This is a genomic window from Cupriavidus sp. 8B, from assembly GCF_054589115.1.
Genome location: NZ_BAAILO010000370.1, coordinates 33,182 through 58,384 on the forward strand (window position 1 = coordinate 33,182; position 25,203 = coordinate 58,384).

Annotated in this window: 23 protein-coding genes and 1 pseudogene; 15 read left to right on the forward strand and 9 right to left on the reverse strand. The window is 61.9% G+C overall.

Annotated elements, in window-relative coordinates; translation table 11 throughout:
- The 3 genes from ACYP5B_RS34485 to ACYP5B_RS34495 all read left to right on the forward strand — a co-directional run.
- Positions 1–939: porin (locus ACYP5B_RS34485; RefSeq protein ID WP_459572621.1), on the forward strand; the 939-nt coding region annotated here is incomplete at its 5' end.
- Positions 940–1,110: 171 nt separating this feature from the next.
- Positions 1,111–1,389 (forward strand): cupin domain-containing protein, encoded by a 279-nt coding sequence (locus ACYP5B_RS34490; protein WP_267602619.1) that lies wholly within the window; start codon positions 1,111–1,113, stop codon positions 1,387–1,389.
- A 111-nt stretch (positions 1,390–1,500) separates the two neighbouring features.
- Positions 1,501–2,487: a Bug family tripartite tricarboxylate transporter substrate binding protein gene (locus ACYP5B_RS34495; RefSeq protein WP_459572622.1), complete on the forward strand. Its 987-nt coding sequence runs from the start codon at positions 1,501–1,503 to the stop codon at positions 2,485–2,487.
- Positions 2,488–2,610: 123 nt separating this feature from the next.
- Here the strand turns inward: ACYP5B_RS34495 and andR are convergent, their stop codons facing one another.
- Positions 2,611–3,573, reverse strand: coding sequence for an anthranilate 1,2-dioxygenase regulatory protein AndR (andR, locus tag ACYP5B_RS34500; protein WP_459572624.1), 963 nt, complete (start codon positions 3,571–3,573; stop codon positions 2,611–2,613).
- Positions 3,574–4,084: 511 nt separating this feature from the next.
- Between andR and catA the strand changes: the two genes are divergently transcribed.
- Positions 4,085–4,993, forward strand: coding sequence for a catechol 1,2-dioxygenase (catA, locus tag ACYP5B_RS34505; protein WP_459572625.1), 909 nt, complete (start codon positions 4,085–4,087; stop codon positions 4,991–4,993).
- Between the two features lie 236 nt (positions 4,994–5,229).
- Here the strand turns inward: catA and ACYP5B_RS34510 are convergent, their stop codons facing one another.
- The 6 genes from ACYP5B_RS34510 to ACYP5B_RS34535 form a co-directional block, all read right to left on the reverse strand.
- The gene (locus ACYP5B_RS34510) at positions 5,230–6,429 is read right to left on the reverse strand and encodes an NAD(P)/FAD-dependent oxidoreductase (RefSeq protein WP_459572627.1); all 1,200 of its coding nucleotides are present in this window, start codon (positions 6,427–6,429) and stop codon (positions 5,230–5,232) included.
- A 28-nt stretch (positions 6,430–6,457) separates the two neighbouring features.
- Entirely contained in the window at positions 6,458–6,784 is a 327-nt protein-coding gene (gene andAb / locus ACYP5B_RS34515; protein WP_459572628.1) for an anthranilate 1,2-dioxygenase ferredoxin subunit AndAb, read from the reverse strand.
- A 12-nt stretch (positions 6,785–6,796) separates the two neighbouring features.
- A complete protein-coding gene (andAd, locus tag ACYP5B_RS34520; RefSeq protein ID WP_459572629.1) occupies positions 6,797–7,267 on the reverse strand; it encodes an anthranilate 1,2-dioxygenase small subunit AndAd in 471 nt (156 codons plus the stop codon).
- Between the two features lie 15 nt (positions 7,268–7,282).
- The gene (gene andAc / locus ACYP5B_RS34525; protein ID WP_459572630.1) at positions 7,283–8,554 is read right to left on the reverse strand and encodes an anthranilate 1,2-dioxygenase large subunit AndAc; all 1,272 of its coding nucleotides are present in this window, start codon (positions 8,552–8,554) and stop codon (positions 7,283–7,285) included.
- A 521-nt stretch (positions 8,555–9,075) separates the two neighbouring features.
- The gene (locus tag ACYP5B_RS34530) at positions 9,076–9,474 is read right to left on the reverse strand and encodes a cupin domain-containing protein (RefSeq protein ID WP_459572631.1); all 399 of its coding nucleotides are present in this window, start codon (positions 9,472–9,474) and stop codon (positions 9,076–9,078) included.
- Positions 9,475–9,532: 58 nt separating this feature from the next.
- Positions 9,533–10,888, reverse strand: coding sequence for an MFS transporter (locus ACYP5B_RS34535; RefSeq protein ID WP_459572632.1), 1,356 nt, complete (start codon positions 10,886–10,888; stop codon positions 9,533–9,535).
- A gap of 303 nt (positions 10,889–11,191) precedes the next feature.
- On the opposite strand from ACYP5B_RS34535, the gene ACYP5B_RS34540 reads away from it, so the two are divergent.
- From ACYP5B_RS34540 to ACYP5B_RS34550, 3 genes are all read left to right on the forward strand, one after another.
- Positions 11,192–12,418, forward strand: coding sequence for an MFS transporter (locus tag ACYP5B_RS34540; RefSeq protein WP_459572633.1), 1,227 nt, complete (start codon positions 11,192–11,194; stop codon positions 12,416–12,418).
- Between the two features lie 61 nt (positions 12,419–12,479).
- Positions 12,480–14,207: a GMC family oxidoreductase gene (locus ACYP5B_RS34545; RefSeq protein ID WP_459572634.1), complete on the forward strand. Its 1,728-nt coding sequence runs from the start codon at positions 12,480–12,482 to the stop codon at positions 14,205–14,207.
- 57 nt (positions 14,208–14,264) lie between these two features.
- The gene (locus tag ACYP5B_RS34550; RefSeq protein WP_459572635.1) at positions 14,265–15,740 is read left to right on the forward strand and encodes an aldehyde dehydrogenase family protein; all 1,476 of its coding nucleotides are present in this window, start codon (positions 14,265–14,267) and stop codon (positions 15,738–15,740) included.
- A 90-nt stretch (positions 15,741–15,830) separates the two neighbouring features.
- Here the strand turns inward: ACYP5B_RS34550 and ACYP5B_RS34555 are convergent, their stop codons facing one another.
- Positions 15,831–16,721 (reverse strand): LysR family transcriptional regulator, encoded by an 891-nt coding sequence (locus ACYP5B_RS34555; protein WP_459572636.1) that lies wholly within the window; start codon positions 16,719–16,721, stop codon positions 15,831–15,833.
- Between the two features lie 290 nt (positions 16,722–17,011).
- Here ACYP5B_RS34555 and ACYP5B_RS34560 point away from each other — a divergent pair, with 290 nt between their 5' ends.
- The 3 genes from ACYP5B_RS34560 to ACYP5B_RS34570 are packed head-to-tail and all read left to right on the forward strand — an operon-like array spanning position 17,012 to position 18,035.
- Positions 17,012–17,542 carry a flavin reductase family protein gene (locus ACYP5B_RS34560; protein ID WP_459572637.1) on the forward strand — a complete coding sequence of 177 codons (531 nt, stop codon included), beginning with the start codon at positions 17,012–17,014 and terminating at the stop codon, positions 17,540–17,542.
- 26 nt (positions 17,543–17,568) lie between these two features.
- Complete coding sequence (locus ACYP5B_RS34565; RefSeq protein WP_318238551.1) at positions 17,569–17,790, forward strand: CDGSH iron-sulfur domain-containing protein; 222 nt, start codon at positions 17,569–17,571, stop codon at positions 17,788–17,790.
- A gap of 20 nt (positions 17,791–17,810) precedes the next feature.
- Positions 17,811–18,035: a CDGSH iron-sulfur domain-containing protein gene (locus ACYP5B_RS34570; protein WP_459572639.1), complete on the forward strand. Its 225-nt coding sequence runs from the start codon at positions 17,811–17,813 to the stop codon at positions 18,033–18,035.
- A 1,282-nt stretch (positions 18,036–19,317) separates the two neighbouring features.
- On the opposite strand, the gene ACYP5B_RS34575 is transcribed toward ACYP5B_RS34570, so the two are convergent.
- Positions 19,318–20,649: an aminotransferase-like domain-containing protein gene (locus ACYP5B_RS34575; protein ID WP_459572640.1), complete on the reverse strand. Its 1,332-nt coding sequence runs from the start codon at positions 20,647–20,649 to the stop codon at positions 19,318–19,320.
- A 90-nt stretch (positions 20,650–20,739) separates the two neighbouring features.
- Between ACYP5B_RS34575 and ACYP5B_RS34580 the strand changes: the two genes are divergently transcribed.
- The 5 genes and pseudogenes from ACYP5B_RS34580 to ACYP5B_RS34600 form a co-directional block, all read left to right on the forward strand.
- On the forward strand, positions 20,740–21,345 hold the full coding sequence (locus ACYP5B_RS34580; protein ID WP_400096833.1) for a DJ-1/PfpI family protein: 606 nt from the start codon (positions 20,740–20,742) through the stop codon (positions 21,343–21,345).
- Positions 21,346–21,915: 570 nt separating this feature from the next.
- On the forward strand, positions 21,916–22,305 hold the full coding sequence (locus tag ACYP5B_RS34585) for an MAPEG family protein (RefSeq protein ID WP_459572642.1): 390 nt from the start codon (positions 21,916–21,918) through the stop codon (positions 22,303–22,305).
- 264 nt (positions 22,306–22,569) lie between these two features.
- Positions 22,570–23,358: an alpha/beta fold hydrolase gene (locus ACYP5B_RS34590; protein ID WP_459572643.1), complete on the forward strand. Its 789-nt coding sequence runs from the start codon at positions 22,570–22,572 to the stop codon at positions 23,356–23,358.
- Positions 23,359–23,420: 62 nt separating this feature from the next.
- A complete protein-coding gene (locus ACYP5B_RS34595; protein ID WP_459572644.1) occupies positions 23,421–24,779 on the forward strand; it encodes an epoxide hydrolase family protein in 1,359 nt (452 codons plus the stop codon).
- Positions 24,780–24,948: 169 nt separating this feature from the next.
- Positions 24,949–25,203: pseudogene (locus ACYP5B_RS34600) on the forward strand (hypothetical protein); the annotation flags it as partial.

The following is a 25,203-nucleotide window of genomic DNA, read 5'->3' on the forward strand; positions in this document are numbered from 1 at the left end:
GGTACCGAGGACCTCGGGCAGGGCCTCAGTGCCACGTTCCGGCTCGTCGGCGGTTTCGGCGCCGATGACGGCACGCTGGGCCAGGGGGGGCGCTTGTTCGGACGCGAAGCGGCGGTCGGTCTGGCCAAAAAAGAGGTGGGCACCCTTCTTCTAGGTCGTCAGCCAACACCGGTTTCCCTTACCAACGCGAACGTCGATGCCTTCTACTGGATGGGCGGCGGAGGCTTCATCGCGCTGACGCGCAGTGGCGCGACCACTCAACAGGTCCTTCCGCAAGTCGTAACGGCTCGCGTCGACAACGCCATCAAGTACTACTCGCCCGAGGAATGGAAAACCGTAGCTTTTACCGCACTGTTCGCCCCCGGAGAGAGGTCCGCCGAGTTGGGTGATGTGTACGGACTATCAGCCAGGTACCTTGACGGACCTTTCGACCTGAACGCCGCATGGGGCAAGCAGAACAGCGGAACGGGGGCAAGCGGCGCCATCAACTCGTTCACTATCGGCGGCAGCTACAACGCCGGCTTCGCGAAATTCTACGCGGGCTTTACCGATGAAAAGAACGCATGCTCAACATGTACCGGCACCTTGGCGCGCGCTGGGGGAGTAACGGGAACGTCCGCGAGCGACTTCCGGCTGGCCAATCTCGGGGTTCGGATTCCAATCGGAAAGTTCAGCGCAATTGCCCAGATCGTCAGAGTCAATGATCACTCCAGCTACAAGGTGGACCCCGGCAACCGGAACGCGACCTGGATTGCCATCGGCGGGGAGTACAGCTTTTCCCGCCGAACACTGATCTATGGCTCCCTCGGCACGATCGACAACCGAAACGGATCGCAATACGCACTGGGAAGCGGAGGCGTTCAGCGGCCGGCAAATTCGGTTGGCCCTGGTAATCCCAGGTCCACGACCGCCACGCTCGGAATCAAGCACGTTTTCTGAGAGCTTTTTTCAGCTTCTTCTCTGTTGTCATTATTTCGAAACGCAATGCCGACAAACAATTGACTAATTCATCCATACCCTTTGCAAAGGTGACAAATGCCCCCCGTATTGCATACTGATTCTGCGCAATGGTGCGCGTTCGAAGCGGATACCCTCCGGGGCTACGAGCTAATGCCCAGCATCATCGGCGCGGAGTACACCGATGCGTACAGCGTCGACCTGGTGCGCGTCGCGCCTGGCGGCTACTCTGCCTCGCATATCGACAAGGCGCGCCATGCGTTCTTCATACTTGAGGGCGAAGCATGCATCACGATCGGAGACGAAGTACATCATGTGAGACCTGGTTCGGTCGTCAAGATCTTGCCGGGTGTGCCTCACGAGGTCAGGAACGAGAGCGCATCGACACTTGTACTCCTGGCAATCTATGACCCTCCGCGCAGCCGCAAATAGGGATACGAAGCCGGGAAAAGACGCGCTGGCCCGGCCAATGAACCTATACCGGGAGCGCGCTTTACCGATGCCTCCCAACAACGGAAGGTAAACAGGAGCCATGAAATGTGGATGGAATCGAATGCTCTTTTGCGAAGGCGGCTGCAGGCCGCCTTTATTGCCATTTGGTGTATTGGCGCACTGCCGGTGCGGGCAGCGGATTGGCCTGAACATCCAATCAAACTGATCGCACCCTCGACTCCCGGTGCTACACCGGACATCTTTGCCCGAATACTTGCCGAAGGCCTTCGGACACGTCTAGGTCAGGCTGTCGTTGTGGATAACAAGCCCGGTGCGGGCGGCTCAATCGCGGTGAATGCCGTCGCCAAGGCAGACCCTGGTGGCTACATCATCGGCATCTCGCCTCCTGGCCCCCTGGTCCTGAATCGTCTCCTGAACGCCAAACTATCCTATGATCCCGCCAAGGATCTGTCTCTTATTTCCGTTGCGGTCAAACAGCCAAACGTGCTGGTCGTGAGGGGTTCCTTGGCCGCGGAAAACGTAGGCGAGCTGATCCACCTACTGCGTGGCGAGCCCGGAAAATACAACTACGCCATGGTTGGAGTCGGCTCGATCAATCACCTGTGCATGGAGTCGGTCGCTTCACAAAGCGGGACGGAAATAGCGCCGATCAGCTATAGCGGGACACCCCAGGCCGTGATGGCCCTTGTTGCCGGAGAAGTTGACATGGCGTGTTTGCCAGCGCAGGCACTCTTGCCACAACTGAAATCAGGGAAGATCAGGGCGCTCGCTGTGGCGACCGGCGAAAGATCCGGGTTTCTTCCAACTGTCCCATCTCTGAAGGAGGCTGGCATTCCTGGCATCGATGCAAGCTCGTGGATGGGAATCATTGCGCCAGCAAACATGCCCGCCGCGATCGTTACCCGCCTGCGCGAAGAGATCTCGCGTGTGCTTCAGGAGCCGGGGGTCAGGTCGAAACTGGCCACGCAGTATATGGAAGTGGTAGCGTCCACGCCGGAGCAGTTCGCATCCACTGTGCGTGACGACCTGGCACGGTGGAGACCGGTGGTCGATAGTCGAAAGATCCAATTGAACTAGGTCGCCTTCCCGATCCGGTTCGCTCGCCCTGGCGAGGCGTCTTCCATCCTGACGGGCCGGCCGCTCCTTCCGGTGCGGCGTCAACGGTCCCCGTTCACGCCGCTCCAACTACGCAGTTATCATCTAGCTCGCCCGGGATTTCCTGAGCGTTTCCGATGGCGACTCGCCAAATCTTACCTTGTAGGAAATGGAAAACCTGCCGAGATGCGTGAATCCGCAATCGAGCGCGACATCGGCAATACGGACGCCTGTCGGCGTGGAACGCAAAACCTGCTGGGCACGCTCGAGGCGGACCGCGTGAAGGTATTGCATCGGGCTGGTCCCCTTGAATTGCTGAAAGCCGTCACGCAGCGTTCTGGCGGCTACGCCCACTGCCCGGGATATATCCTCGAGTTGAAGCCTCTCCGCGCGATGTTCGGTAATGAACTCCTCCGCCCGCTTGACAAAGCCGGGTGAAGGTGCCCCGTGCCTGACCAAGCTCACCGTCCCCTCATGCCCGACCGCCAGCAACTCGAGCAGCAGCAGTTCGAGTTGCCTTGCAACGCCGGGATTCTCACTGGCGCACACCAGGAGCTCCGGCGAGCTTGTCACCAGTTGAAGCTGCTGCAACCACCCGCTCAATGGTGGGCTCGCAAGCGCTATGCCGTGGGGAAGCGATGGCGACGTCCATCCTGTCTGAGCGGCCAGGGCGGCGGGGTCGATACGCAGGACAAACTGCTCGCAATCCGGCGACAGCGAAGCGCCGAACCCCTGCCCTGGCGGACAGAGAATGCCGTTCTCGCGATCCACCCGAATCGTTCGCCCCAGCGTGTCGACCTGCGCTTCTCCGGATACACAGAACATCAGCAGGTAATAGCCATCGATTGCCTCGACCTCGACCCGCATGGCGTCGCCAAACGCGATCGACCCGAGTCCCAGCCCACCGATCTTGATGAAATCCATACGGGAGCACCCAGCGGTACGGCCGTTAGGTATGAGCGCGTGTGGCTGCATGACTGCTGAAATACGTTCACGGGTTTCGTCTAGGTCGAACGATTCGAAAAGACGGTAAGCGCGCAAAGCACCCGTCCGGAAAAATGGTGTCATGATTCACCCCGCGATTCCATAACGTTTAAGCCTAAAGCATCTTTCGAATATACACGATATTGCCATAGGACACACGCTCGACAATATCCCGATGAGAGCCAAAATATCGACCGAAAATGCACTATAACGGCGCAAATATTTTCGATCATGCACTGCAATGATTAATCGATTTCATTGCATGAAACCCGGCGCGACGAATATGACTGCGAAGCCTCTCTTGCTGAACCCGCAGCACGGACATGAAGGGAAATACATGCCGCATCCGGATAGAGAAACCGCCGCCCGACACTTAACGGATAGACCCTGCACTTCGCTTCTCAAATAATTCACGTATGCGCCGAAAATGAAGGTGCATGGGCCGCGGAGGTGCAACTGCGCCGCAAGGCTTGCGACGCTCGCCAGCCCCCAGCGGAATCGGAGGCTGACAAGCTGGCTGACCGTTACTCCCGGCCGATGGCGACGTGACTGACGGCTCGCCTTGCCCCACAAATTGATGACAAAGGAGATCCAAATGAACAAAGAGTCGATCGATGCACTGTTGAAAAAAATCAACGACACGTCGGCAGGCGCAGGCAACCCGCGCGCAAAGCAAGTGGTCAATCGTATTGTGCGCGACCTTTTTTACACGATCGAAGACCTGGACGTGACCCCAGACGAATTCTGGAGCGCGCTCAACTATTTGACGCAGGCTGGCCAGAGCGGCGAGTATGGCCTGATCGCCGCGGGCCTTGGATTCGAACACTTCCTCGACCTGCGCATGGATGAAGCAGAGGCCAAAGCCGGACTGACGGGCGGCACACCCCGCACGATCGAAGGTCCGCTGTATGTTGCCGGCGCACCGCGCAGCGAAGGTCACGCGAAGCTGGACGATGGCACTACGCCGGGTGAGCCGTTGATCATGGACGGGCGCGTGTACGATGAAGGCGGCCAGCCGATCGTCGGCGCCGTTGTCGAGGTCTGGCACGCCAACCATCTCGGCAACTACTCCTACTTCGACAAGTCGCAGGCTCCGTTCAACCTGCGCCGCACCATCGTCACCGATGCCGAAGGCAAGTACAGCTTCCAGAGCATGGTTCCCGTCGGCTACAGTGTGCCGCCGGAAGGCCAGACCAAGCAATTGCTCGACCTGCTCGGGCGCCACGGAAATCGTCCGGCCCATATCCATTTCTTCATCTCGGCACCCGGCCATCGCAAGCTGACCACCCAGATCAATATCGCTGCCGATCCCTACCTGTGGGATGACTTCGCGTTTGCCACCCGCGAGGGCCTGGTGCCGTCGATGCGCAAGGCCGAAGCGGATGAGGCTGGCCAGTTCGGACTGGATGGCCCTTTCCAGAAGATCGACTTTGATTTCACGCTGCTGCGCGACAGTACCAGCGTGAGGACATCCGAGGTCCATCGGATTCGCGTCGAAGCCTGATTGGCTTCCGACAACGCGCGGATTCTGACAGGATGCTCAGGCTCCGCGCTTGCGGCCGCACCAGCTTCTCGGGTTGGTGCGGCCGGGCTGTTTGGCCGGCCTGCCTTGTGCGCAGGAGCCGCGAGTATCCCGCGGAATCCGCACTGCCTTTGAGACATTCGGGAGAGATGACGCAGCAGCGTCAGATGCACGGCGTGGCAATGACGCCGTGCAGGACATGCCTGCCTGAATGACGATCAGCGCCGAATCAGCGAGCGCAGTGATACTGAAGGATCCGCGATCCGCTGTGAATCCAGGCCATCCGTATTCAGCAGCCTGGTCAGCGCGGCCATGTCGCGGCCATTGTTGATGGTTGCCGCGGCACGGATGCGTCCCGACGTATCGAGCCCCAAAACGGTGAATGCATCGTCCTGCGGGCGACCCCGCTCCACGAGCGTGAGGGACGGATCGAAGAAGCCCAGCGTCTGGATGTTGCAATCGTACTGATCCGACCAGAGCCACGGCACTTCGCCATACCGCTCGCTGCCGCCAAGCATGTTCGCAGCCGCGACGGCCGGCTGCTTCTCGGCCACCTGCCACGATTCGACGCGGGCCACCCGGTCGAGTGCCGTAATGTAGTGGCGCGTGACCTCGCCCGCGGCAAAGATGTGCGGATCCGACGTCCTGCAATGCTCGTCCACGACAATGCCGTCGTTGACCTCCAGCCAGGCGGCTTCGGCCAGTTCGGTGTTGGGGATCACGCCGATTCCCGCGACCACAAGGTCCGCAACGAGCGCTTCGCCATTGGTATCGATCCGGACCCCGTGCTCATGACTGGCAACACCCTTCACTTCCGTGCCCAGGCGCAGCGCTACGCCGCGCTGCACGTGCATTTCGCCCACATAGGAACTGATCGCCGGAGGCATCGTGCGCTTGAGCACCCGTTCGGCCGGCTCCAGCATGGTGACCTTGCAGCCAAGCGCAATGGCCGTCGCCGCTACCTCAAGCCCGATGAATCCGGCCCCGACAATAGCAACGCGCGTATCGGGTAGCAGGCGTTGCCGCAGTGCCCTGGCGTCGTCCAGCGTCCGCAGGTAGTAGACGCCGGAGCCGGTCAGCGTGCGCACGCGTGAGCCGGTGGCAAGCAGCAGGCGATCATATGGCATCTTGCTGCCGTCGGATAGTTCCACCGCCATTTCCGCGCGATGGATAGCGATCACGCGGACGCCAAGACGCAACTCGATCCGTTCGCCAGCATAAAACGCCTCGTCGCGGATGAAGGCATGAACCTCGCGCTCGCCATCCAGTAACGCATCTTTTGAGAGCGATGGCCGGTCGTAGGGTAAATGCAGTTCTTCGCCCACGACGCAGATCCTCGCGTCCGGCGCCGCCGCACGCAAGCATTCGGCGGCGCGCCGGCCGGCCTGGCCGGCTCCGACAATCACAAACCTTGTCATATCCTGTCTCCCATTCGCACCGTGCCAGCTATTGCCCGCCGGCCGCGGCGATTTGCACGCGGCCGCCGACCAACCGGATCGGGTAGGTACGTACCGGTTCGGTGATCGGCGCCGAGCACGGCTGCCCCGAACGCAGGTCGACCAGGCCCTGGTGCAACGGGCATTCCACCCGGCAATTCTCGACAAAGCCTTCTGACAGGCGTGCATGACCGTGCGAGCAGAGGTCGTGCAGCGCGAACCAGCCGTCTTCCACGCGGAAGACGGCCACCGGCTGCGCCTTGACCACCACCTGCGCGGGTTCGTCGAGGGAGAAGTCGTCCTCGGCACCGACGTCGTGCCAATCCAGTTCACTCATACGGCCTCCGGTTCAGATCGGGGTGGCGAGCAGGGTCTGCACGCGCGAGGTGTCATAGATGACGCGCTTGGCGGCATAGCGCCACTGCCCGTCCCGCCGCACGACCCGGTCCAGGTAGCGTCCCGCCTGGTAGACGAAAGACTCCCCGTCGGTGCGGGTCTGCACGACGATGTAGCTGCTCTGCGTCTCCACCACGTCGGCTGACTGGTTCAGGATCACCAGGCCCGACACCATATGGCGGTAGCTATGCTCTTCAAAGATGTTCGCGTTGCGCAGGGACACCACGCGATCCCGCAGCATCCGTTGGTTGCTACAGTAGATGATGCCAACCGGCAGGCCGGCATCCGCGTTCTCGCGCGGCACGATCTCGTAGAGGCAGTCTTCCGTGAAGAAGGCGGGCCAGTCCTCGAGCCGGTCGTTGTCCAGCGCATTGATGTATTGGTTCTGCAACATGTACAGGTCGAACCACAGTTTCATGTCCATCACTTCACCGCCTTTTCAATAGCCCATCAACTTCTGGTAGCCGACCCAGAACTTGCGGATCAGGCTTTCGGTAATCACTGTGTCCTGCTGGTCGGGGTTGCCGCGCGACATCTCGATCACCGAGGTCGCGTCCGAGTCGCGCGCCGTACCGCGCTGCACCAGCTCCGTGGCTTCGGTGTCTTCCATCGAGATATACCCGGCCGGGCCGACCAGGTTGGCCTGCTTGACGCGCAGCTCACGCATCTCCGGGGTATCGTCGGCGTAGCCGAAGAAATGAAATACCAGCTCGAAATTGTTCGGCCCCTTCGGCAGCAGCTGGCGAGCCACCAGCGTGTTGTGGATTTGCTGGATCACCAACTGCGGGAAGATCGGCTGGATATGGTTGGTCGTGTCTTCCTCGTACTCCGGCACCAGCGCCAGGATCGAATCGTCCTCCAGACTGAAACCCTCGTCGAACGAACGGATGTTCTGCTGCTTGTATGCCGCCGAGGTGTCCTCGCCGTTCTTGGTCACCGTGATGATGCTGTGCAGCCCGTGGGAGGCGTCCGGAATCGAGCGCGCCTTCATGCCGACGCGAAAGATATTGAACGTGGTATGGAAGAGGTGGAGCATGCTCGCGTGGTAGGGATCCTTCACGTTCTCCATGTAGAGCTTCCAGTTCGACCGTGAGTACTGGCGCGTGCAGCCAAGGTATTCGATGGGCTTGTGGAATATGCGGTCGATCCAGGGCCGCATCTCGGCGCCGAGGTACTCGGGCAACGGTGCCACGCTTTCGCTGAAGGTTGCGAAGACGACGCCGCGGTAGCTGTCGACGCGCAGTTGCTTCAGGCTATGTGCTTTGGGATCGAAATCCGCCGGCATGCCCGTCATGCCCTTCTGGCCGCGGCGAAAGGGGACACCCAGCAAACTGCCCGAGGCATCGAAACTCCACTGATGGTATACACAAGTGTGCGATGTCGCGTTGCCACGCGCCTTGCGGCAAACGCTCGCGCCACGGTGAGCGCATCGGTTAACCCACGCAGCCAGCGTGCCCTCCGGGGTCCGCGTAACCACGACCGGTGTATCGCCGACAAAGGTACTCTTGAAGTCGCCCGGGTTCGGGATCTCGGCTTCGAGAGCCACGAAGTTCCAGGTGGGACCGCGGTAAATGCGCTCCTGCTCCCGCTCATAGACCGCTTGCGAGCTGAAGACCTTGTATGGGATTCGCGAACCGTCATCGTGGGGGAACACGACAGTGTCGTTGTCCATCCTATTGATCGGACGCAGTATCTCCTCGGTGGCATGCATGGCGCCTATCTCCTTTCAGTAGCGACAGTGGGCATGGATTGCGGTCCCATTCTGGCGGCGCCCGCATACCGGGTCTATCCAATGTCAGTGCGAATTGCCTGCGCGCTGTCCAGTTTCGGCGCCTTTGACAGGATGGATGGAGCTACCAAGTATTAGAGAAGCCAGGTCGAAGAATCAGAGGGCACGGACGAGCCGGTGACTCACAAAATCAAGCGGTACTCGCAGTGCCTGCATCCAGGAGGCGGCGTGCCGACGTGCCGGATGCCCGTCTGGCGAGCACAGGATGGCGACGTTCTTCGGCCAAGTTGCTAGCCTTGGAGCCCTCTGCGAGCGGGCCGAAGTGTCCGTCGTAGTGCTTGTTTTACGGTGTTTCGGCAGCGAGGGAGCGAGGGAGCGCAGCTACGCAGCGCTGGAACAGGCAGCGCCGGCCGGTGCGGCGGCGCTGCCTTTGCGGGATGTCATGCGGAATCCCGCCGGCTGCGCCGGCCACCCTGGCGCATTCGGCCGAACACCGGATAGGGTCAATCGGGATCCGCCTGATCAACGGGTATGACGACCCCGTCCTTCTTCGCGCGCACGCGTGGCGGGTCGTAGATAGTCAGCAACACCAGCTCCGAGTCGCCCCTGTTGCGGATCGCATGCACGACACCCCGCGGAATACGCACCACCGCACCCGGAAGCACATGGTGACAGGAGTCGGCGATGTCGATATCTCCCTCGCCACTGATGATGTAGAACGCATGGTTATCGGGATCGATGTGCAGCGGCGAATAGCCACCGACCGCGACCCGCACGATATCCAGGTTGTAGGCGTCTGTGTACTCGTTGCCGAGAATGTTGAAAATAAACTCGAATCCCTTCGATCCCTCGATCTGATGCGAGGTCCACGGCGTATCGAAGGTCTGCGTGACATGCTTCATTGTTGAACTCCTTGCCTGAAAGTCTATGCGCGGCGGCGCGATCCAAGGTTCGCCTGGCCTATTCTTTACTGCGGCGCTCGTCGGTGCCCTGGCGCTCCTTGACGAATGCCATGCAGATTGCCCCGCACAATGGTCCTGCTGCGAGTACCGCGAACGCGGAGAAGAACGAACTCGTCGCCTGGAACACGAAGCCGACGAATGCAGGGGCCAGCGCGGACCCCAATTGCCACGCTGCATTGGCAACGCCGGCGGCTGAGCCGGCCTTGGCAAGTCCTGCCTGCTCGGCGACCATCGTCACTAGCAACGGGCTGTAGATAAAGGCGCCCACACCGATGAAGGGAGCGGCGATTCGAAACGCCGTCACGTCATGGAGTTGCCCGAATACAAGCAGCATTGCGCTGAAGAATAGCAAGGAGACAACGGTCAGCGCCTTGCGCCTTGCGCCAAGCCGGTCCGATAGCCAGCCGACCGTCGGCTTGGCAAACAGCCCGGCGACGCCCGCCATCGCCACGATGAAGCCCGCCTGCACCGCGGGGATGGCGTAGCCTTTGACCATCAGCGGGATCGCCCATGACGAGAACCCGAGAGTGCCCCAGAATGCGCCGCAACCGGCCAGCGCCAGCAGCAGGAAATTGCGCGTCATCAGCGCGCCAATGCGCGTACGCAAACCGCCGGCCTCGCCGGCCTGGCCAATCGTTTCGCCGAGCGCCACGACGCCGCCGGCACTTGGCCTGTCGCGCACGGCGATGGCACAGATCAGCGCGAACACCAACGCGAGCACGCCCAGCCCGCGGTAGCCGTTGCGCCAGCCGTATGCCTCGACAAATGCCGGCAGGACCGCATTGGTCACGATAACCGCCACCGACGACGCACTCATGAAGAATCCGAAGGCACGACCTCGCTCGTGCTTCTCGAACCACACGGTGATGAGTTTCACGCCGGCTGCGTAATCGGCGCCGGCGGTCAGGCCCATGAGCGCCTGCAGTACGAGGCCGACAGCCAGTGATGGCGTGTAGGAGAAGCCAAACGTCGCGACCGAGAGCCCGAGAAGCGACGTCGACAACGCGATGCGGCCGCCGACGCGATCCGTCGCAAAGCCGCAGACCATGTTGGACAGCACGTAGCCGAAATAGAACGCCGTGACAAACATGCCGAGAGCCACGAGCGGCAGCGACAAGGACTGGCCCAGCGGAATGGCGAGAGAGCCCCAGGCGAGACGGCAGGCGGTGGACAGGACGAGCGCCGCCCAGGCGATCAGCAGGACCAGCCAGCGGAGCCTTCCCGAAGGGGGGGCCTCAGCGAGTGGATGATAGGGGGTGAGCAAATTGGTAGTCATCGCATGTCTCCGTGCGCGAGGTGTCTTGTGTACTGGGCGCGTCGCACGTCGGCGTGATCGCGCACTGATCGTCATCATGATGCAACGAATTTGCCATGCTCGAAGGATGGTTTTCCGAAAACGGTGTTCCCAGGCTGGAACAGCGTTCGCCCGCCCGCAAGGATTGGAGAGCGGGCGCCCTCTTCCCGCTCCATGGATGAGTACAAGCCTCCTCCGACTCGCCCTTCAGTTCCGGAACTAGTGGTGCAATCTCGCTCCGTTTCAGGAACATGGTTTTGCCGCCGGCTCTGTTCTGCCTGCCGGCATTCCACGCGATGATGCAGCAGGCTGCCGTACTGCACAAACGGGCCACCCCTACAAGATCAAGATTCGGAGGCAGAAATGCAAACCACGGTTCCTACGCTGGCGGAAGCACCGGGCGGTGTCGCCGCCCCCTTCCGCTGGGTCATCCTCTTCTTTTCCTGGGCGGCCCTGCTGACCGGGACCATCTGCAGGTTTTCGTTCGGCACGCTCGCGCTATCGGTCGGCCAATCACTGGCACTGCCGATCGCCGCGCTGGGTGTGTTTGTCACCGCCTTCTATGTTGGCTATGTCCTCTCGAATGCGATTGGCGGCATCATTACGGACCGCGTCGGCGGAAGAACGACGATGTCGATTTCCCTGTTCGCCCTGGCCATTGCGACGTTCTGCTTCGGCTTCACGGCATCGCTGCGCGTCGGACTGATTCTGCAAGTCATCATGGGCCTGACCGCCGGCGCCGACTACGCGGCGGGCATCAAGCTGGTGTCCTCGTGGTTCGACAGGCGCGAGAGGGGCCGCGCCGTAGGGCTGCTGATGACGTCGGGTTCAATTGCGGTCATCGTTACCAGCGCGCTACTGCCGACCATGGTGGCGGGATATGGATGGCGCTATGCGTATCACGGCCTCGGCATCTGCGTCGTGGCTGTAGCCCTGCTCTGCGCGCTCGTGGTACGCGAGAGCCCGCACGGCGGCAAATCGGCATTGTCCTTGCTTCAACCGGGGAGGCCCCGCATGTCCGCGCTCTTCACCCGGAATTTCGTGCTGCTCGCGCTGGCCGGCTGCTGTGGATTCTGGGGCACGCTCGGCCTCATGTCATGGGCCATTTCCCTGATGGTCAAAGGCCATGGCATCCCCTCGGTGCAGGCAGGCTTTGTCCTCTCGATCGTCGGCGTTGCAGGACTTCTAAGCAATCCTGCTATCGGCTGGCTATCGGACCGCCTGGGGGGAAGGCGCAAGGCGCTTACTGTCGGATCGCTTGGCGCCTTTTGCCTCATGTTGCTGGTCTTTGGTCAGTTGTCGAGCCTCACTTCCTTCATGATCGGTGCGCCGCTGCTAGGCGTCAGCGCGTTCATCTCCGCCCCGCTCCTGGTCACGCAGATCACTGAACAAGGCGGGCCGGAGATGGCCGGGTCCGCCGCCGGCATTGCAAATGCGTTCTGGCAGTCGGGCTCCGCGCTGGCTCCGGTCGCCGTCGGCGCGGCGTTCCAGCAGAGCAACTCCTTCGCGGCAGCGTTTTGCACGCTGGCCATCGGCCCGCTGCTTGGGCTGATCTGCATGCTGTTCGTCAAGGAAGATGCCCACCGTTGAGGGGAAATGTGGAAGACACCGCACGTCCGACAGGCACAAGGGTCGCGAGGAGGCAAACGATATGAGCACGGAGAAACTGGATGGGCCGCGGGTCGGATCACTCGATGCGCTGGAGGCGCAGGCCATGCGCGGATCGATCGACCGCGAACAGTTCGTGGCGGCAGCCACGAAGCTTGGGGAGATCACTGCCACCGCGGCCGCGGGGATGGCCGACAAGGCGATCGCAGCGGGCGAGAATCAGCGCTGGCAACAGGAAGCACGGCGTGATCGCTACGACTACATCGTCTGTGGCTCGGGTTCATCGGGATCGGTGGTCGCCCGCCGGCTGGCCGAAGATCCGGATGTGACGGTGCTGCTTCTGGAAGCGGGCGGAAGCGATGATCTGTCGAGCATCATCTTCGCGAGTTCCTACCCGGTCGTGCGCTTCAATGAACTCTTCTGGCAATACAACGTAAAGCCGGCGGCGGACATCAACGGCCGCAGCCTGGTCCAGTTGATGGGCAAGGTGCTTGGCGGTGGCAGCAGTGTCAATACCATGGTCTGGGCCCGCGGCCATCAAGCGGATTTCGACGCGTGGGCGCTGGCCTCCGGTGATCAGGCATGGAACTATGCCAACGCACTCAGGCTCTACCGCAAGGCGGAGGACTGGCAAGGCATGCCGGATGCCGGGCGACGCGGCACCGGAGGGCCCGTGTGGGTCCAGACGGCGCAGAATCCCTGCCCCCTCGCCACGGCGATGCTAGAGGGTGCGGCGTTGGCCGGCATCCCGACGTTCGATGATCACAACGGCTCGATGATGGAAGGCAGCGGTGGCGCCGCGCTCGCCAACCTGATTGTCAAGGATGGGCGGCGCCGAAACATGCCGACCAGCTATCTCTATCCGGTGATGGACCAGGCCAACCTGACCGTTCTCACGGCAGCCACGGTCCAGCGCGTGAAGATCGTGGCAAAGCAAGCGGTCGGCGTCGAGTTCGAATGGCGGGGGAGTACGATCAGCGTGAACGCATCCCGCGAAATCGTGCTTTCGATGGGCGCATTCAATACGCCGCGCACGCTCATGCTATCCGGCATCGGCGACGAAGCGGAGCTGAAGCGGCTCGGCATCGAGGTGGAGGTCCATTTGCCTGGGGTCGGGCCGAACTTCCAGGATCACACCTTGGTCGCTACTTGCCTGTGGGAAGCGCCCCAGGCGTTCACGCCTAACAACAACAAGGCCGAAGCCACCTTCTTCTGGAAGAGCGACAGCAGGGCAACCGCGCCCGATATCCAGCCTTTCCTGATTGAAGTGCCGCACCTGACCGAGAAGCACGCTTCCTATGCCGTGCCGAACGCGTGGTCCCTTTCTCCATCGATTATCCGGCCGAAAAGCCGGGGCCGCCTGAAGCTGCGCGCCGCAAGCCCGAGCGGCACGATCGACCTCGACTGGAATCCGCTCGGCGATCCGGAGGAAATGCGGATCCTCAGGTTCGCAACTGAACTCTGCCGCGAGATCGGCAATTCACCGGCAATGCGTCCGTTCGCGAAGCGGGAGATCCTGCCCGGCTCGATCTACCGGACCGATCTTGCGGATTTCATCCGCAATGGCGTGACTTCATACGGCCATGCATCTTGCACCGCGAAGATGGGCCGCGATGCCATGTCCGTCGTCGACGGCGACCTGAGGGTCTATGGCATCTCGAACCTGCGCATTGCGGATGGTTCCGTCATGCCGGACATCACAACCGGCAACACCATGGCGCCGTGTGTACTCATCGGCGAACTGGCGGCCGAGAAAATCAGATCGGCCTGAGATGGCCCGCGGCACTTCCGAATCGAAACCCCTGAAGGCAACTACTGGAGAATCCCGATGCTGCAATTAAAGAACTCGCGCGCCCTCTTTATCGACGGAGAGTGGCACGCAACGGCCGACTCCGAAGGCGTGATCAATCCTGCCACGGAACAGCTCATCGCGCGCGCGCCTGTCGGCACGCCCGCCGATGCGTCGGCAGCAATCGCCGCGGCGCGCCGGGCTTTCGACCACGGCCCATGGCCGAAGATGAGCGTGCACGAACGCAAGATCAAGCTGCAGCAGTTCCTGAATGCCGTGCACGGACGCCGCGAGGAAATCTGCAGCCTGATCGTTGCCGAAGCCGGCGCCACCGTCGTCCTCGCGCAAAACCAGCAATTCGGCATCCCGATGAAGCACGCGCAGTTCATCGTCGATCACTGCGACAGCGATACCGTCACGGCCGTTGCGCCGGAAATCAGCGCGACGCCGGGCGGCGCAAGGCATCTTGGCACCGCTGCCGTGGTGCGCGAGCCAATAGGCGTTGTGGTTGCGATCACGCCATATAACGTGCCGTTCTTCCTCAACATAGGCAAGATCATCCCCGCGCTGGCCGTAGGCTGCACGGTGGTGTTGAAGCCCTCCCCCTATACGCCGATCGAGGCGTTGGTGCTCGGCGAGATTGCCGCCGAGGTTGGCCTGCCGAAGGGCGTTCTCAATATCGTCACGGGCGGGAAGGACGTCGGAGAGGTGCTGACCACCGATGCGCGCGTTGACATGGTGAGTTTTACCGGTTCGGATCTCGTTGGCGAAGCGATCCAGCGGCAAACGGCCGGCACGCTCAAGCGCATAGTGCTCGAACTCGGCGGAAAGTCGGCAATGATCGTGCGCGCCGATGCAGACCTGGATGCCGCCGCGCGGGAAGGACTGCGCGGCTTCACCGCGCATAGCGGGCAGGGCTGCCAGCTGCTTACCCGGCACCTTGTCCACAACTCGGTCAGGAAGGCATATGTAGAGAAGGTTGCGGCGATGGCACGCGCCCTGACCATTGGCAACCCGGCCGATCCCGCGGTGCATATGGGGCCGCTGATTCGGGCGGCTCAGCGCTCGCGCACCGAGGAGTACGTCGCTATTGCGACGGCGGAAGGCGCGCGGCTCGTTACCGGCGGCAAGCGGCCCAAACATCTCGGAAAGGGCTTCTTTCACGAACCGACTCTGTTTGACGAGGTCCGCTCCGACTTCCGCATCGCCCAGGAAGAAGTATTCGGTCCTGTCGGCTCGGTGCTCGGTTTCGATACGGACGAGGAGGCAATTCGCATCGCTAATGACAGTCGCTTTGGACTGAGCGGGAGCGTTTACTCCGCAGACACCGGCCGCGCCTACGAACTCGCGCTGCAAATCCGCACGGGCGGCGTATCAATCAACGGAGGCGCGGGGACAATGTTGAGCGCGGCACCGTTTGGCGGCATTCGCCGCTCAGGCTACGGTCGCGAATTCGGTGTGCAAGGCATGCGAGAATTCACCTACACCAAGACCATCTCGTTCAAGGCGGCCTGACCGCCCCACATTGTCCGAATGCGGCCGAGCGACGGCCGCTCACTGACCTGGCAGCGACTAACGGGGCTCCCCTGCACCGTGCAAGCGCGCTCAGCGAGAGCCCTCATATCGGAAACGTTCACTAAGGAAATCAATGAAGGAACGCACCTTCGGCGAGACCGTGCGATGGCGCGGAAACACGGCATGGATGTCGCGGTCGCCACGGCTCCACTGTGGCAGCACGTGCACTAGCCGGCCCGACGCGAGGTCTTCCTGGCAAAGGTAGTCGGGTAACCAGCCGATACCGAGACCACCGAGCAGGACTGTGCGAATCGTGCTCGTATCGTTTGCCGAGAAGCGCGTGTGCACGTGGACGGTCTCGACGTCCCCGCCATCGTGCAGGCGCCATTCGAGGTTGCCCGAATAGATGTCGAGCAACGAGTGCTGCGCGAGATCTGCCGGCGTCTTGGGCGCACCGTGCGTGTCGAGATAGGCCGGCGTCGCAAGCAGCTTCAGCGATACCGTGCCGAGACGCTTGGCCACCAGCCCGCTATCCTCGAGGGCGCCCGTACGGATGACTACGTCGAATTCGTCGGCCATCGGATCGATCTTGTGGCTCGTCAGCGACAAGGCGACCTGCACTTCCGGATACAACCGCAGATAGTCGGCGACCAGCGGCGCAATCATCCACTGGCCTGGCGTAACCGGCGCGCTCACACGCAGCAATCCGCGCGGCGTATGACGAATCTGGCCGACCTTCTGCTCGGCCTCTTCCACGTCCATGAGGATCTTGCGCGCGTCCTCGGCGAACAGCAGACCCGTGTCGGTCAGTGCAAGCTTGCGATTCGAACGGTACAGCAAGGCCACGCCGAGGTGCGTCTCAAGCCGCGTCAGACTGCGACTCGCGGTCGATTTCGGCATGCCCAACACCTCGGCGGCCGCACTGACGCTCATCAATTCGCAAATCTTCGCAAAAACGCGAATGTCTACCAACTCGATCATAGATAGGCTTGGGACAAGCAGTTGGTCTCCTGGCGCATCCGTAGGCGGAGACACGTCCAGGGACGGAAGGAAGCAAACCGTTTGAGCAACGGCCTCACGGCGGCTGAACAGCCTACAAGTGTGCCGCAACAGTCGTCAATGAGGGTTTCCGAGCGGGGTCCGTTAGCGCGTGGATTGCCCCCGTTCCGGCACCGGAACACGCAGTTGCGCCGCCCCGGCTTGTCACGCCTTCTCCGGCTTGCGACGATTGGGTATTCCGCCCTGCCGCAGGCGAACAAGGAGACCATAAAGTGACTGATACCGTATCCATCGATCCTGAAGAATTCCGCAAAGGGCTGCGCGCCTTCACGACTGGCGTGACGGTCATCTCAATGGCTGACGGCCATGGCGGCATGCACGCCATGACGGCAAGCTCGTTCGCCGCCGTTTCGGTCCAGCCCCAATTGGTCGCAGTGAGCGTCGCCAAGACGGCAAAGTCGCATGCGCTGTTGTGCGACGATTGCCTTTACACGATCAACATCCTCAGCGAAGACCAGGCCTTTCATGGCCATTACTTCGCCAATCGCATGAGCAAGCGCTGGACGCCCCCTTACATATGGCAGCTCGGCGCGCCGGTGCTCACCGGAACGATGGGCTGGTTTGTGTGCCGCCGCTGGGCGGCCTACGATGGCGGTGACCACACGATTCTCGTCGGCGAAGTGCTCAAGCTTCATCGCACCGACGACCGGCCGCTTGTGTGCAGTCGCGGTCAGTTCCATGCGCTTGGAGAGCCTGTCGACGCTGTCCATCCGGACAGTCGACAGACGCCGCTCGACGCTTGAATCTTTTCTTTTATTCGACGATTCCCATGACCACCACAATTACCTTGACCGACGATGGCCCGCTGCAAGTCACGGGGGATTTTGACCTGGTAGACGACGCCGGCATGGCGTTTCGTCGCCGCAAATCGTGCTTGCTTTGCCGCTGTGGTCGCACGCTGCGACCACCATTTTGCGACTCGTCGCATACGGCCGCAGAATTCGTCAGTTGCCCGCGCGCGCCCTTGCCAACGCCGATCGAAGATGCTTGATATCACTTAAGAGATAAGTCATGTCCACTGCAAAAATCCGTGTGATGAATTCCGGCCCCCTCCACGTGACCGGAGAATTTGATCTCATTGATGCCGATGGCAATCACTATCCTCATCAGGGCATCTTTTCGCTGTGCCGCTGCGGCAAGTCGGCCTGCAAGCCATACTGCGACGGCGCGCATCGCGCCGAGCGCTGGGAATGCACCGTAAAGTCCGATGCACCATTGCAGTCAGTGGCAAGCTGAGCCGGTTGCACAGCTTCCGTAGCCATCTCGACGAACGTTGCCTACGCGCCGCGCACCGTAGCGCGGCCTCCAGATCGACCTGTATCTTCTGATCGATTTCGCCATCATTGCAATTGGTACTTTTCGCGTACCGGACGGCCAGTCCCCATGCGATCGAGAATGTCCAACGGACACAGGAAGGTGACGCGGACGGTGCCGGGCAGCCGGCTGAGCCATTGATGCTGGCGCGGTTGAGCACCTCATCGTAGGGCAGCCCAGTAACGGCTGCGGCGCGGTGCCGGCCGCGAGATCGTCGGCGCCCGTGGCAGGGTTGCATTGTCGAAGACCGTTGCGCTATTCCATTTCACGGTCACGCCCCTTCCCTTCCACGCGGGCGCCCAGTGTTGGCGTACCGCTCACCGTCGCGGTGGACGGCACCGTCACCCGCAGGCCCGACACCTCAAAGTCGCGTTGATGCTGGAGATCGGCCCCTACCCCAAGTGCAACATCACCTGCGCGAAGAACGAATTCGCCCCGATGGCCTCGTCATGCACCGCAGCGATCGCTGCCGCGAGTTCCTCCTTCGCCCGCGAGGATAGCAAGCCGCAGAGGCGGATACAGTGTATGTAGGCATGATGGTCTCCTTGCGGATCCATGGAAGAGACTTGCCGTGAGGTGCCACGTCGGGCCCAATCCCCCTGATGTGGTACGCGAGGCCGGCGTACAAACAGATCACAAACCAGAGCGCGCCGAAGGCAATCAGGAAGTCATCCATGATCCCTCCGTTTTCTCTGCCATGTCGGCCGCCTCGCGGGTCAGCCGTCGCGCTCGCGAGAAAGAGTTGTCAGACGATTTCAATTGAGCTCCTTCATCTCGGGTTGAGTTTGGACTGACCCCAGCAGCACTCGACGGCCCCATTTGGAATCGGTGGCCCCCCGCGCATTGGCCTACTTCAGCGTGTTCGCTGCATCGCCTGCTTAAGTCATTCTTGTCAGCGGCCACGGGAAGCGGCGGAGAAAGCCGATTCCCGGCAGGCAAGCGCCGTTCTATGAACTCTCTGGCCTGGACGGGCCGACGAATCTTCGCGTTGATGCTGCTCGCCTCACCACCTTGGCAATGCTGGCCAACTGGGCTATGGCGCCATCGTAAAACCGAAAATCAGTACATTCAAATAATTGTCATGGATACACTCTGCGATGCACTGTCCGCTCCCGGCAGCCACGCGCGGAATCTGGCAAATGTGCTCCGCAGAAGAATTGCCAGCAAACCCCGCCAGTCGGACTGCGCCCGTCGCGTCCGTCGGTCAGTAGGTCTGATCGGCAACAACTCGGGCCACTGCTTCCAGGGAACGCCTGAGCGTGGCCAAGCTGACGGAGCCGAGTGCCAACCGTATGGCGTGAGGCACATGAGTAGATGTCGAGAACGGATGGGCCGTCGACACTGAAATCCGTTCGCGCATCAACGCCATCGCGATCGCGTCCGCGCGAACCTCCTGTGCCAGAGGAAGCCAGACGAAGTACGACGCGGGATGGCTGATCCGTTTCAGCCCGCCCAAGACTTCAGTGGCAAGACCCTGGCGCAGCGTGGCATCCCGCCGTTTGTCGGCTTCAAGCCTGGCCACGGTGCCGTCCTCGATCCAGCCGCAGGCGATAGCCGTCATGGTCGCCGGGGTGTTCCAGGTCGTCGCGCGGATGGCTCTCTCGAGCCTGGGAATCCATTCGCGCGGTGCACAGACGAAGCCGAAGCGCAGACCCGTTGCGACACTCTTCGACAAGCTCGACACATAGACCGTCGTCTCCGGAGCAAGCGATGCCAACGGAGGTGGAGCGCCTTGCGCCAGGAATGCATAGGCGGCGTCTTCGATCAGTATCAGTCCATGTTGTCGAGCGATGGCGACAAGCTCCCGACGCCGCCTTGCACTCACCACCCAGCCGAGCGGGTTATGTAGCGTCGGCATGGTGTACACGGCCCGTACACGCCGCCGCCTGCACAGGGCCGTCAATGCGTCCAGGTCAGGGCCGTGCCCGGCGGCGGGAATTGGCGCGAGTTCCAGCCGATTGGCCTCGGCAGCGAGCTTGAATCCCGGGTAAGTCAGGGCGTCCACTGCAACCACGTCGCCGGGCTCGAGCAAGGCCATGGCGGTTATCGTCAGCCCATGCTGTGCACCGCTCACGAGCAACGCGGTTTCGGCCGATGCGGCCAGACCCCGGCTGGCCAGGTGGCGCGCCACCGTCGCCCGCTCGTGCTCGCGCCCGCCGTGGGGCTGATATCGAAGCAAGGCCTCCAGGTCACCTGCGGCCGCGAGCTGGCGCAGCGCTTCCCTGAGAAGGTCTGCCTGACCCGGCAAAGAGGGATAGTTGAAGCTCAGGTCCACCGTGTCAGCGCTCCAAGCCTCCAGATCAATGCCTTGACCGCGAGGGAGCGCCTCCTTGACGAACGTGCCGCGGCCGGTTTCGCCGCTCACCAATCCCATGACTTGCAGCTCCGCGTAGACACGCGTGGCCGTGACCAGCGCCAGTCCTTCGCGTGCCGCGAGATCGCGGTGCGTTGGCAGTCGCAGCCCGGGACGCAGGCGCCCCGCACGGATGTCGGCCGCGAGACGGTCGACCAGTTGTTTGTAGCGGGGTTGAGGCATGTCTGAACGTATCCATGACAATTATTTGAATGTATTGATTATCGGCTCTACGATGGTGCGATACAACGTCTCCACGCGCACGAGGACCCCATGCACATCGCCATCCTGACCTTCGAAGGCTTTAACGAACTCGACTCGCTGATCGCGCTCAATATCCTCAACCGGGTCAAAAAGCCCGGCTGGCGGGTTTCGATCGCCAGTCCGGCGGCCAAAGTGCGTTCGATGAACGGCGTGGTGCTGGAGGCGCAGGCGTCTCTAAAAGATGCATGCGATGCCGACGCGGTGCTGGTGGGCAGTGGGATTCAGACCCGGGACGTCGTCGCCGATGTCGCGTTGATGTCGCAACTGAGGTTCGACCCGACGCGCCAGTTGCTGGGCGCGCAGTGCTCCGGCACGCTCATACTCGCCAAGTTGGGCCTGCTGGACGACGTTCCGGCCTGCACGGACCTGACCACCAGGCCGTGGGTCGAGGAGGCGGGAGTGGCTGTGCTCAATCAACCGCTCGTGGCCAAGGGAAACATCGCGACCGCCGGCGGGTGCCTGTCATCACAGTATCTGGCGGCCTGGTTCATCGCACGACTGGAAGGTATCGAATCTGCACGCAGCGCGATCCACTATGTCGCCCCGGTGGGGGAGAAGGAGGCCTACGTGACGCGCGCGATGGCGAACATTTCGCCGTTCCTCCAGGGCGAATAGGGTCTCTACCTGGGACCGGAGCTACTCACTCATTGACATTGAACCGACAAGATATTGACGAGCTTCAGAGGCGCTCTTTTTTGCTTGGGACAGTTGAGACGGCTCTGTCTCGAGTGGCCGCTCCTGCACCGGTCGACGGACCACAACAGGTCGGCAACGGCCGCCCGGCATTCCATTTACTACGTCGCTTGCCGGCCAGTGAATAGGGTAGGAAACGGCGAGCGCCGTCCCCTCCCTCCGAACCCGGTGTGCGGTTCTCCCGCGACGGGCTCTCCAGTCAGTTGTTTCCACATCGGGATTGGCGCGCCAATCGATGCGCCTCGGACATCGTGAACAGCCCATGATTAACGAAGAAGGCACTTCGAGGTTCGCCAGCTCGAAGACCGAAGCGGCCGCCATGTCGAGGACCTGGAAGCCGGGGAACACTACAAGTCCGATTCCGTTCATGTTGTCCTGAAAAGAGGGAAGTTTGTCATTCAGGCCGTAGGCCAGGACCCTATCCTAGAACTGTCAATCAACTCACATGAAGGCTTTCCAGATGAGCTCTATCGACTACGCAAGAGGTATCGAATGAACAACATTGCACTGGCCTGCACTGCTGTCCTGGGTCTGCTCCTGTTCGCGCTTGGGTTCGCCACCTCGGTCCTGCGGTCTCGGATCGGCGTGCTGAGCGGCTACACCCCTGAGCCCGATCAGCTGCTAACCAAGCTGGTTCGCGCTCACGGCAACACCGCGGAGTACGCGCCGTTCTTCGCGGTGCTTTTTCTGTACCTTGGCGCTCAGCATCCGCCTGACTGGCAGCTCTGGTGCATGGCAGGTGCAACAGCCTGCCGCCTGCTCCTGGTGGTTGCACTGCTTGCCTGGCCCACTATGTCGATGCCCAATCCGGCCCGCGCCGTCGCAGCTTTGGGAACGTACGCGTTCGGCGCGGCCCTTTGTGTGGCCGTCCTCAAGGTCTGAATTATCTCCGCGGCCTACTCGGGTGCACACAGCTGTTCACGCATCGCGGGTTGGGCGCTTCTATGTGCCAACCAAGGCAACGCCATCCATGCTGCGACCGGCAAGCGGATCCGGAGACTTCCGGTAGGCCCTGCGTCTCTGAAGACCGGCTGACATTGCCGTCCGTGTTGCGCACCGCAGGCCGGCTGCGCTGAGCACTCCCAGTCATCCAACGCGCAGCGTGAATGCGCTAGAGCGATCTGCTCAATCCTTGAGGGGAATCACATGAAGACATTGAAGATGTTTACCAGGACTGCGGTCCTTGCTGCCGCGGTAAGCAGCGTTGCGTTCGCCGCGGGCACGGCACCTCGGCCTGCTTCGGACGCCAGCAAAACCACGGTCGTGCTCGTGCACGGCGCGTTTGCCGACGGGTCGGCCTGGGACAAGGTCGTTCCGCTGCTCCAGGCCAAGGGCCTCAACGTCGTCTCGGTCCAGAACCCGCTGACCTCGCTGGCCGACGATGTGGCAGCCACCCGCCGCGCGCTCGACATGCAAACCGGACCGGTCGTGCTCGTGGGGCACTCGTGGGGTGGCGTGGTGATCTCCGAAATCGGCCAGCATGAGCGCGTCAAGGCCCTGGTCTATGTGGCTGCGTTCGCACCTTCGGAAGGCCAGTCGGTGGCGGACCTGGCCAAGGACTACCCGACACCCGATGGGTCCAACTTTCTCGTCACCGACAAGGAGGGGTTCCTGACCCTAAGCGCCGAGGGAGTGGCGAAGCACTTCGCCCAGGACGTGCCGGCGGCCCAGACCAGAATCATGGCCGCGACCCAGGGTCCCGTCAGTGGGAAAAGCTTCGAGGAGAAGGTCACTGTCGCCGCATGGAAGACCAGGCCGTCCTGGTACGTCCTCACGGAGCAGGATCACATGATCCAGCCTGCCCTGCAGAAAGCGATGGCGCAGAAGATTTCCGCCCACGTCGTGACACTGCCGACGAGCCACGTGCCGCAGTTGTCGAGGCCGAGGCAGGTTGCGGATGCCATCTTCGCGGCCGCGGAGCAGCAGTCGAAGTGACCGCAGCTCCTGCGCCGAACATCTGGCTTGATTTCCGTCTTCTGTCTCCAAGGGATACCTCCATGAACCTCGACAAACCGATCGCCTCGCCATTGTCTCGCCGTCGCTTTATTGCCTCGGCAACCGCGCTCATCGTCAGCCCCTCCGCGTTCGCCCTTCCTGACTTCACCAGGACGATGTCGTCCTCCGGAACAGACGCAATTGTCGTCGCCGCGGCATCGGTGCCGCGCCAGGCCAGCGACGATGAACGGGTTCGCCCGTTCACCGTCCGCGTGCCCGAAGCTCAGCTTGTGGACCTGCGCCGCCGGATCGCCGCGACAAAGTGGCCGTCGCGGGAACTGGTGACGGATGCATCGCAGGGCGTGCAGCTGGCCACGATGCGCGAGCTCGCGCGCACATGGCAGACGGACTACAGCTGGCGCAAGTTCGAGGCGAAGCTGAACGCCCTGCCCCAATTCATGACGAGGATCGACGGGGTGGACATCCATTTCATCCACGTTCGTTCGAAGCATCGCAACGCGCTGCCGGTCATCGTCACGCACGGGTGGCCCGGCTCCATCGTCGAGCAGTTGAAGATCATCGAACCGCTGACCAACCCTACGGCGCATGGGGGAAGCGCGTCGGACGCCTTCGACGTCGTGATTCCGTCATTGCCGGGCCACGGGTTTTCAGGCAAGCCCACCACGCTCGGCTGGGACCCCATTCGCGTCGCACGTGCCTGGGTCGTGCTGATGAAGCGCCTGGGATACACGCGATTCGTAGCGCAAGGCGGCGATTGGGGGAATGCGGTCACGGAGCAGATGGCCCTCCTGGCGCCTCCGGAATTGGCCGGCATACATACCAACATGCCTGCCACCATCCCCGACGACATTGCGAAGGCGCTCCAGTCCGGCGGCCCGCCACCATCCGGCCTCTCGGCGGACGAGGGATATGCGTACGAGCAGCTCGACTTCTTCTATAAGCATGGCCTGGCCTACGCCCAGGAGATGAGTAACCGTCCGCAGACCCTGTACGGGATCGAGGATTCACCCATCGGCCTCGCTGCCTGGATGCTCGACCACGACGCGCGCAGTTACGCGCTCATCTCACGCGTCTTTGCCGGTCAGACGGAGGGGCTGACGCAAAACGACATAATCGACAACGTCACGCTCTACTGGCTGACGAACACGGCAGTCTCCTCGGCCCGCCTCTATTGGGAAAGCAAGCTGGCCTTCTTCGCCCCGAAAGGGGTCGCCATCCCCGTCGCCGTGAGCGCATTTCCCGACGAGATCTACACGGCCCCGCGAAGCTGGACAGAGCGCGCGTATCCCAAGCTCGTGCATTACGGCCGGCTCGAAAAGGGGGGCCACTTCGCCGCCTGGGAACAGCCGGAGGTCTTCGCGACGGAGCTACGCGCGGGGTTCAAATCATTGCGGAGTTGAAGGAAAGCGACATGCGTCCAACTTCAGTTGATTCGCCTGGGCGGCCCCATTCCAGTCGGCCTCGCGCCCTATACGAAGTACTCAAAGTGCTCTCGCCCTACCGGCGGGAGCACATCAATAGGCTCGGGGACTACCTGCTGGATCTGCGGCGGCGGGTTCCGATCGGGGTTTGCCATTCGACATCGATGCAACTCGGCGCTATGCCGATCTGGCCGTGACGGCAAAGACCCGCGGCCGAGGATTCCAGGCCGGGATGGATTGCCTGTCTGCCGCAGGCAAAGCTCGCATTGCACTGCACAAAAAATTTGCCGGATTTCAGAATACACGCGGCGGCCTCAAATCTGAAGTGCAACACCTTGCTTCGGGTAAGGTGTTCAGATGCAAAGCAGAACTTCGTACCAACAACTTCAGCCTGAGGAGCGCA

Coding starts and splice junctions, on each gene's coding strand:
- ACYP5B_RS34580 (WP_400096833.1), top strand. CDS start 20,740: ATGCACATCGCCATCCTGACCTTCGAAGGCTTTAACGAACTCGACTCG.
- ACYP5B_RS34545 (WP_459572634.1), top strand. CDS start 12,480: ATGAGCACGGAGAAACTGGATGGGCCGCGGGTCGGATCACTCGATGCG.
- ACYP5B_RS34495 (WP_459572622.1), top strand. CDS start 1,501: ATGGAATCGAATGCTCTTTTGCGAAGGCGGCTGCAGGCCGCCTTTATT.
- andAc (WP_459572630.1), bottom strand. CDS start 8,554: ATGCATGCCACCGAGGAGATACTGCGTCCGATCAATAGGATGGACAAC.
- ACYP5B_RS34510 (WP_459572627.1), bottom strand. CDS start 6,429: ATGACAAGGTTTGTGATTGTCGGAGCCGGCCAGGCCGGCCGGCGCGCC.
- andAd (WP_459572629.1), bottom strand. CDS start 7,267: ATGGACATGAAACTGTGGTTCGACCTGTACATGTTGCAGAACCAATAC.
- ACYP5B_RS34540 (WP_459572633.1), top strand. CDS start 11,192: ATGCAAACCACGGTTCCTACGCTGGCGGAAGCACCGGGCGGTGTCGCC.
- ACYP5B_RS34570 (WP_459572639.1), top strand. CDS start 17,811: ATGTCCACTGCAAAAATCCGTGTGATGAATTCCGGCCCCCTCCACGTG.
- ACYP5B_RS34585 (WP_459572642.1), top strand. CDS start 21,916: ATGAACAACATTGCACTGGCCTGCACTGCTGTCCTGGGTCTGCTCCTG.
- catA (WP_459572625.1), top strand. CDS start 4,085: ATGAACAAAGAGTCGATCGATGCACTGTTGAAAAAAATCAACGACACG.
- ACYP5B_RS34595 (WP_459572644.1), top strand. CDS start 23,421: ATGAACCTCGACAAACCGATCGCCTCGCCATTGTCTCGCCGTCGCTTT.
- andAb (WP_459572628.1), bottom strand. CDS start 6,784: ATGAGTGAACTGGATTGGCACGACGTCGGTGCCGAGGACGACTTCTCC.
- ACYP5B_RS34490 (WP_267602619.1), top strand. CDS start 1,111: ATGCCCAGCATCATCGGCGCGGAGTACACCGATGCGTACAGCGTCGAC.
- ACYP5B_RS34535 (WP_459572632.1), bottom strand. CDS start 10,888: ATGATGACGATCAGTGCGCGATCACGCCGACGTGCGACGCGCCCAGTA.
- ACYP5B_RS34565 (WP_318238551.1), top strand. CDS start 17,569: ATGACCACCACAATTACCTTGACCGACGATGGCCCGCTGCAAGTCACG.
- ACYP5B_RS34530 (WP_459572631.1), bottom strand. CDS start 9,474: ATGAAGCATGTCACGCAGACCTTCGATACGCCGTGGACCTCGCATCAG.
- ACYP5B_RS34590 (WP_459572643.1), top strand. CDS start 22,570: ATGAAGACATTGAAGATGTTTACCAGGACTGCGGTCCTTGCTGCCGCG.
- andR (WP_459572624.1), bottom strand. CDS start 3,573: ATGACACCATTTTTCCGGACGGGTGCTTTGCGCGCTTACCGTCTTTTC.
- ACYP5B_RS34575 (WP_459572640.1), bottom strand. CDS start 20,649: ATGCCTCAACCCCGCTACAAACAACTGGTCGACCGTCTCGCGGCCGAC.
- ACYP5B_RS34550 (WP_459572635.1), top strand. CDS start 14,265: ATGCTGCAATTAAAGAACTCGCGCGCCCTCTTTATCGACGGAGAGTGG.
- ACYP5B_RS34555 (WP_459572636.1), bottom strand. CDS start 16,721: ATGATCGAGTTGGTAGACATTCGCGTTTTTGCGAAGATTTGCGAATTG.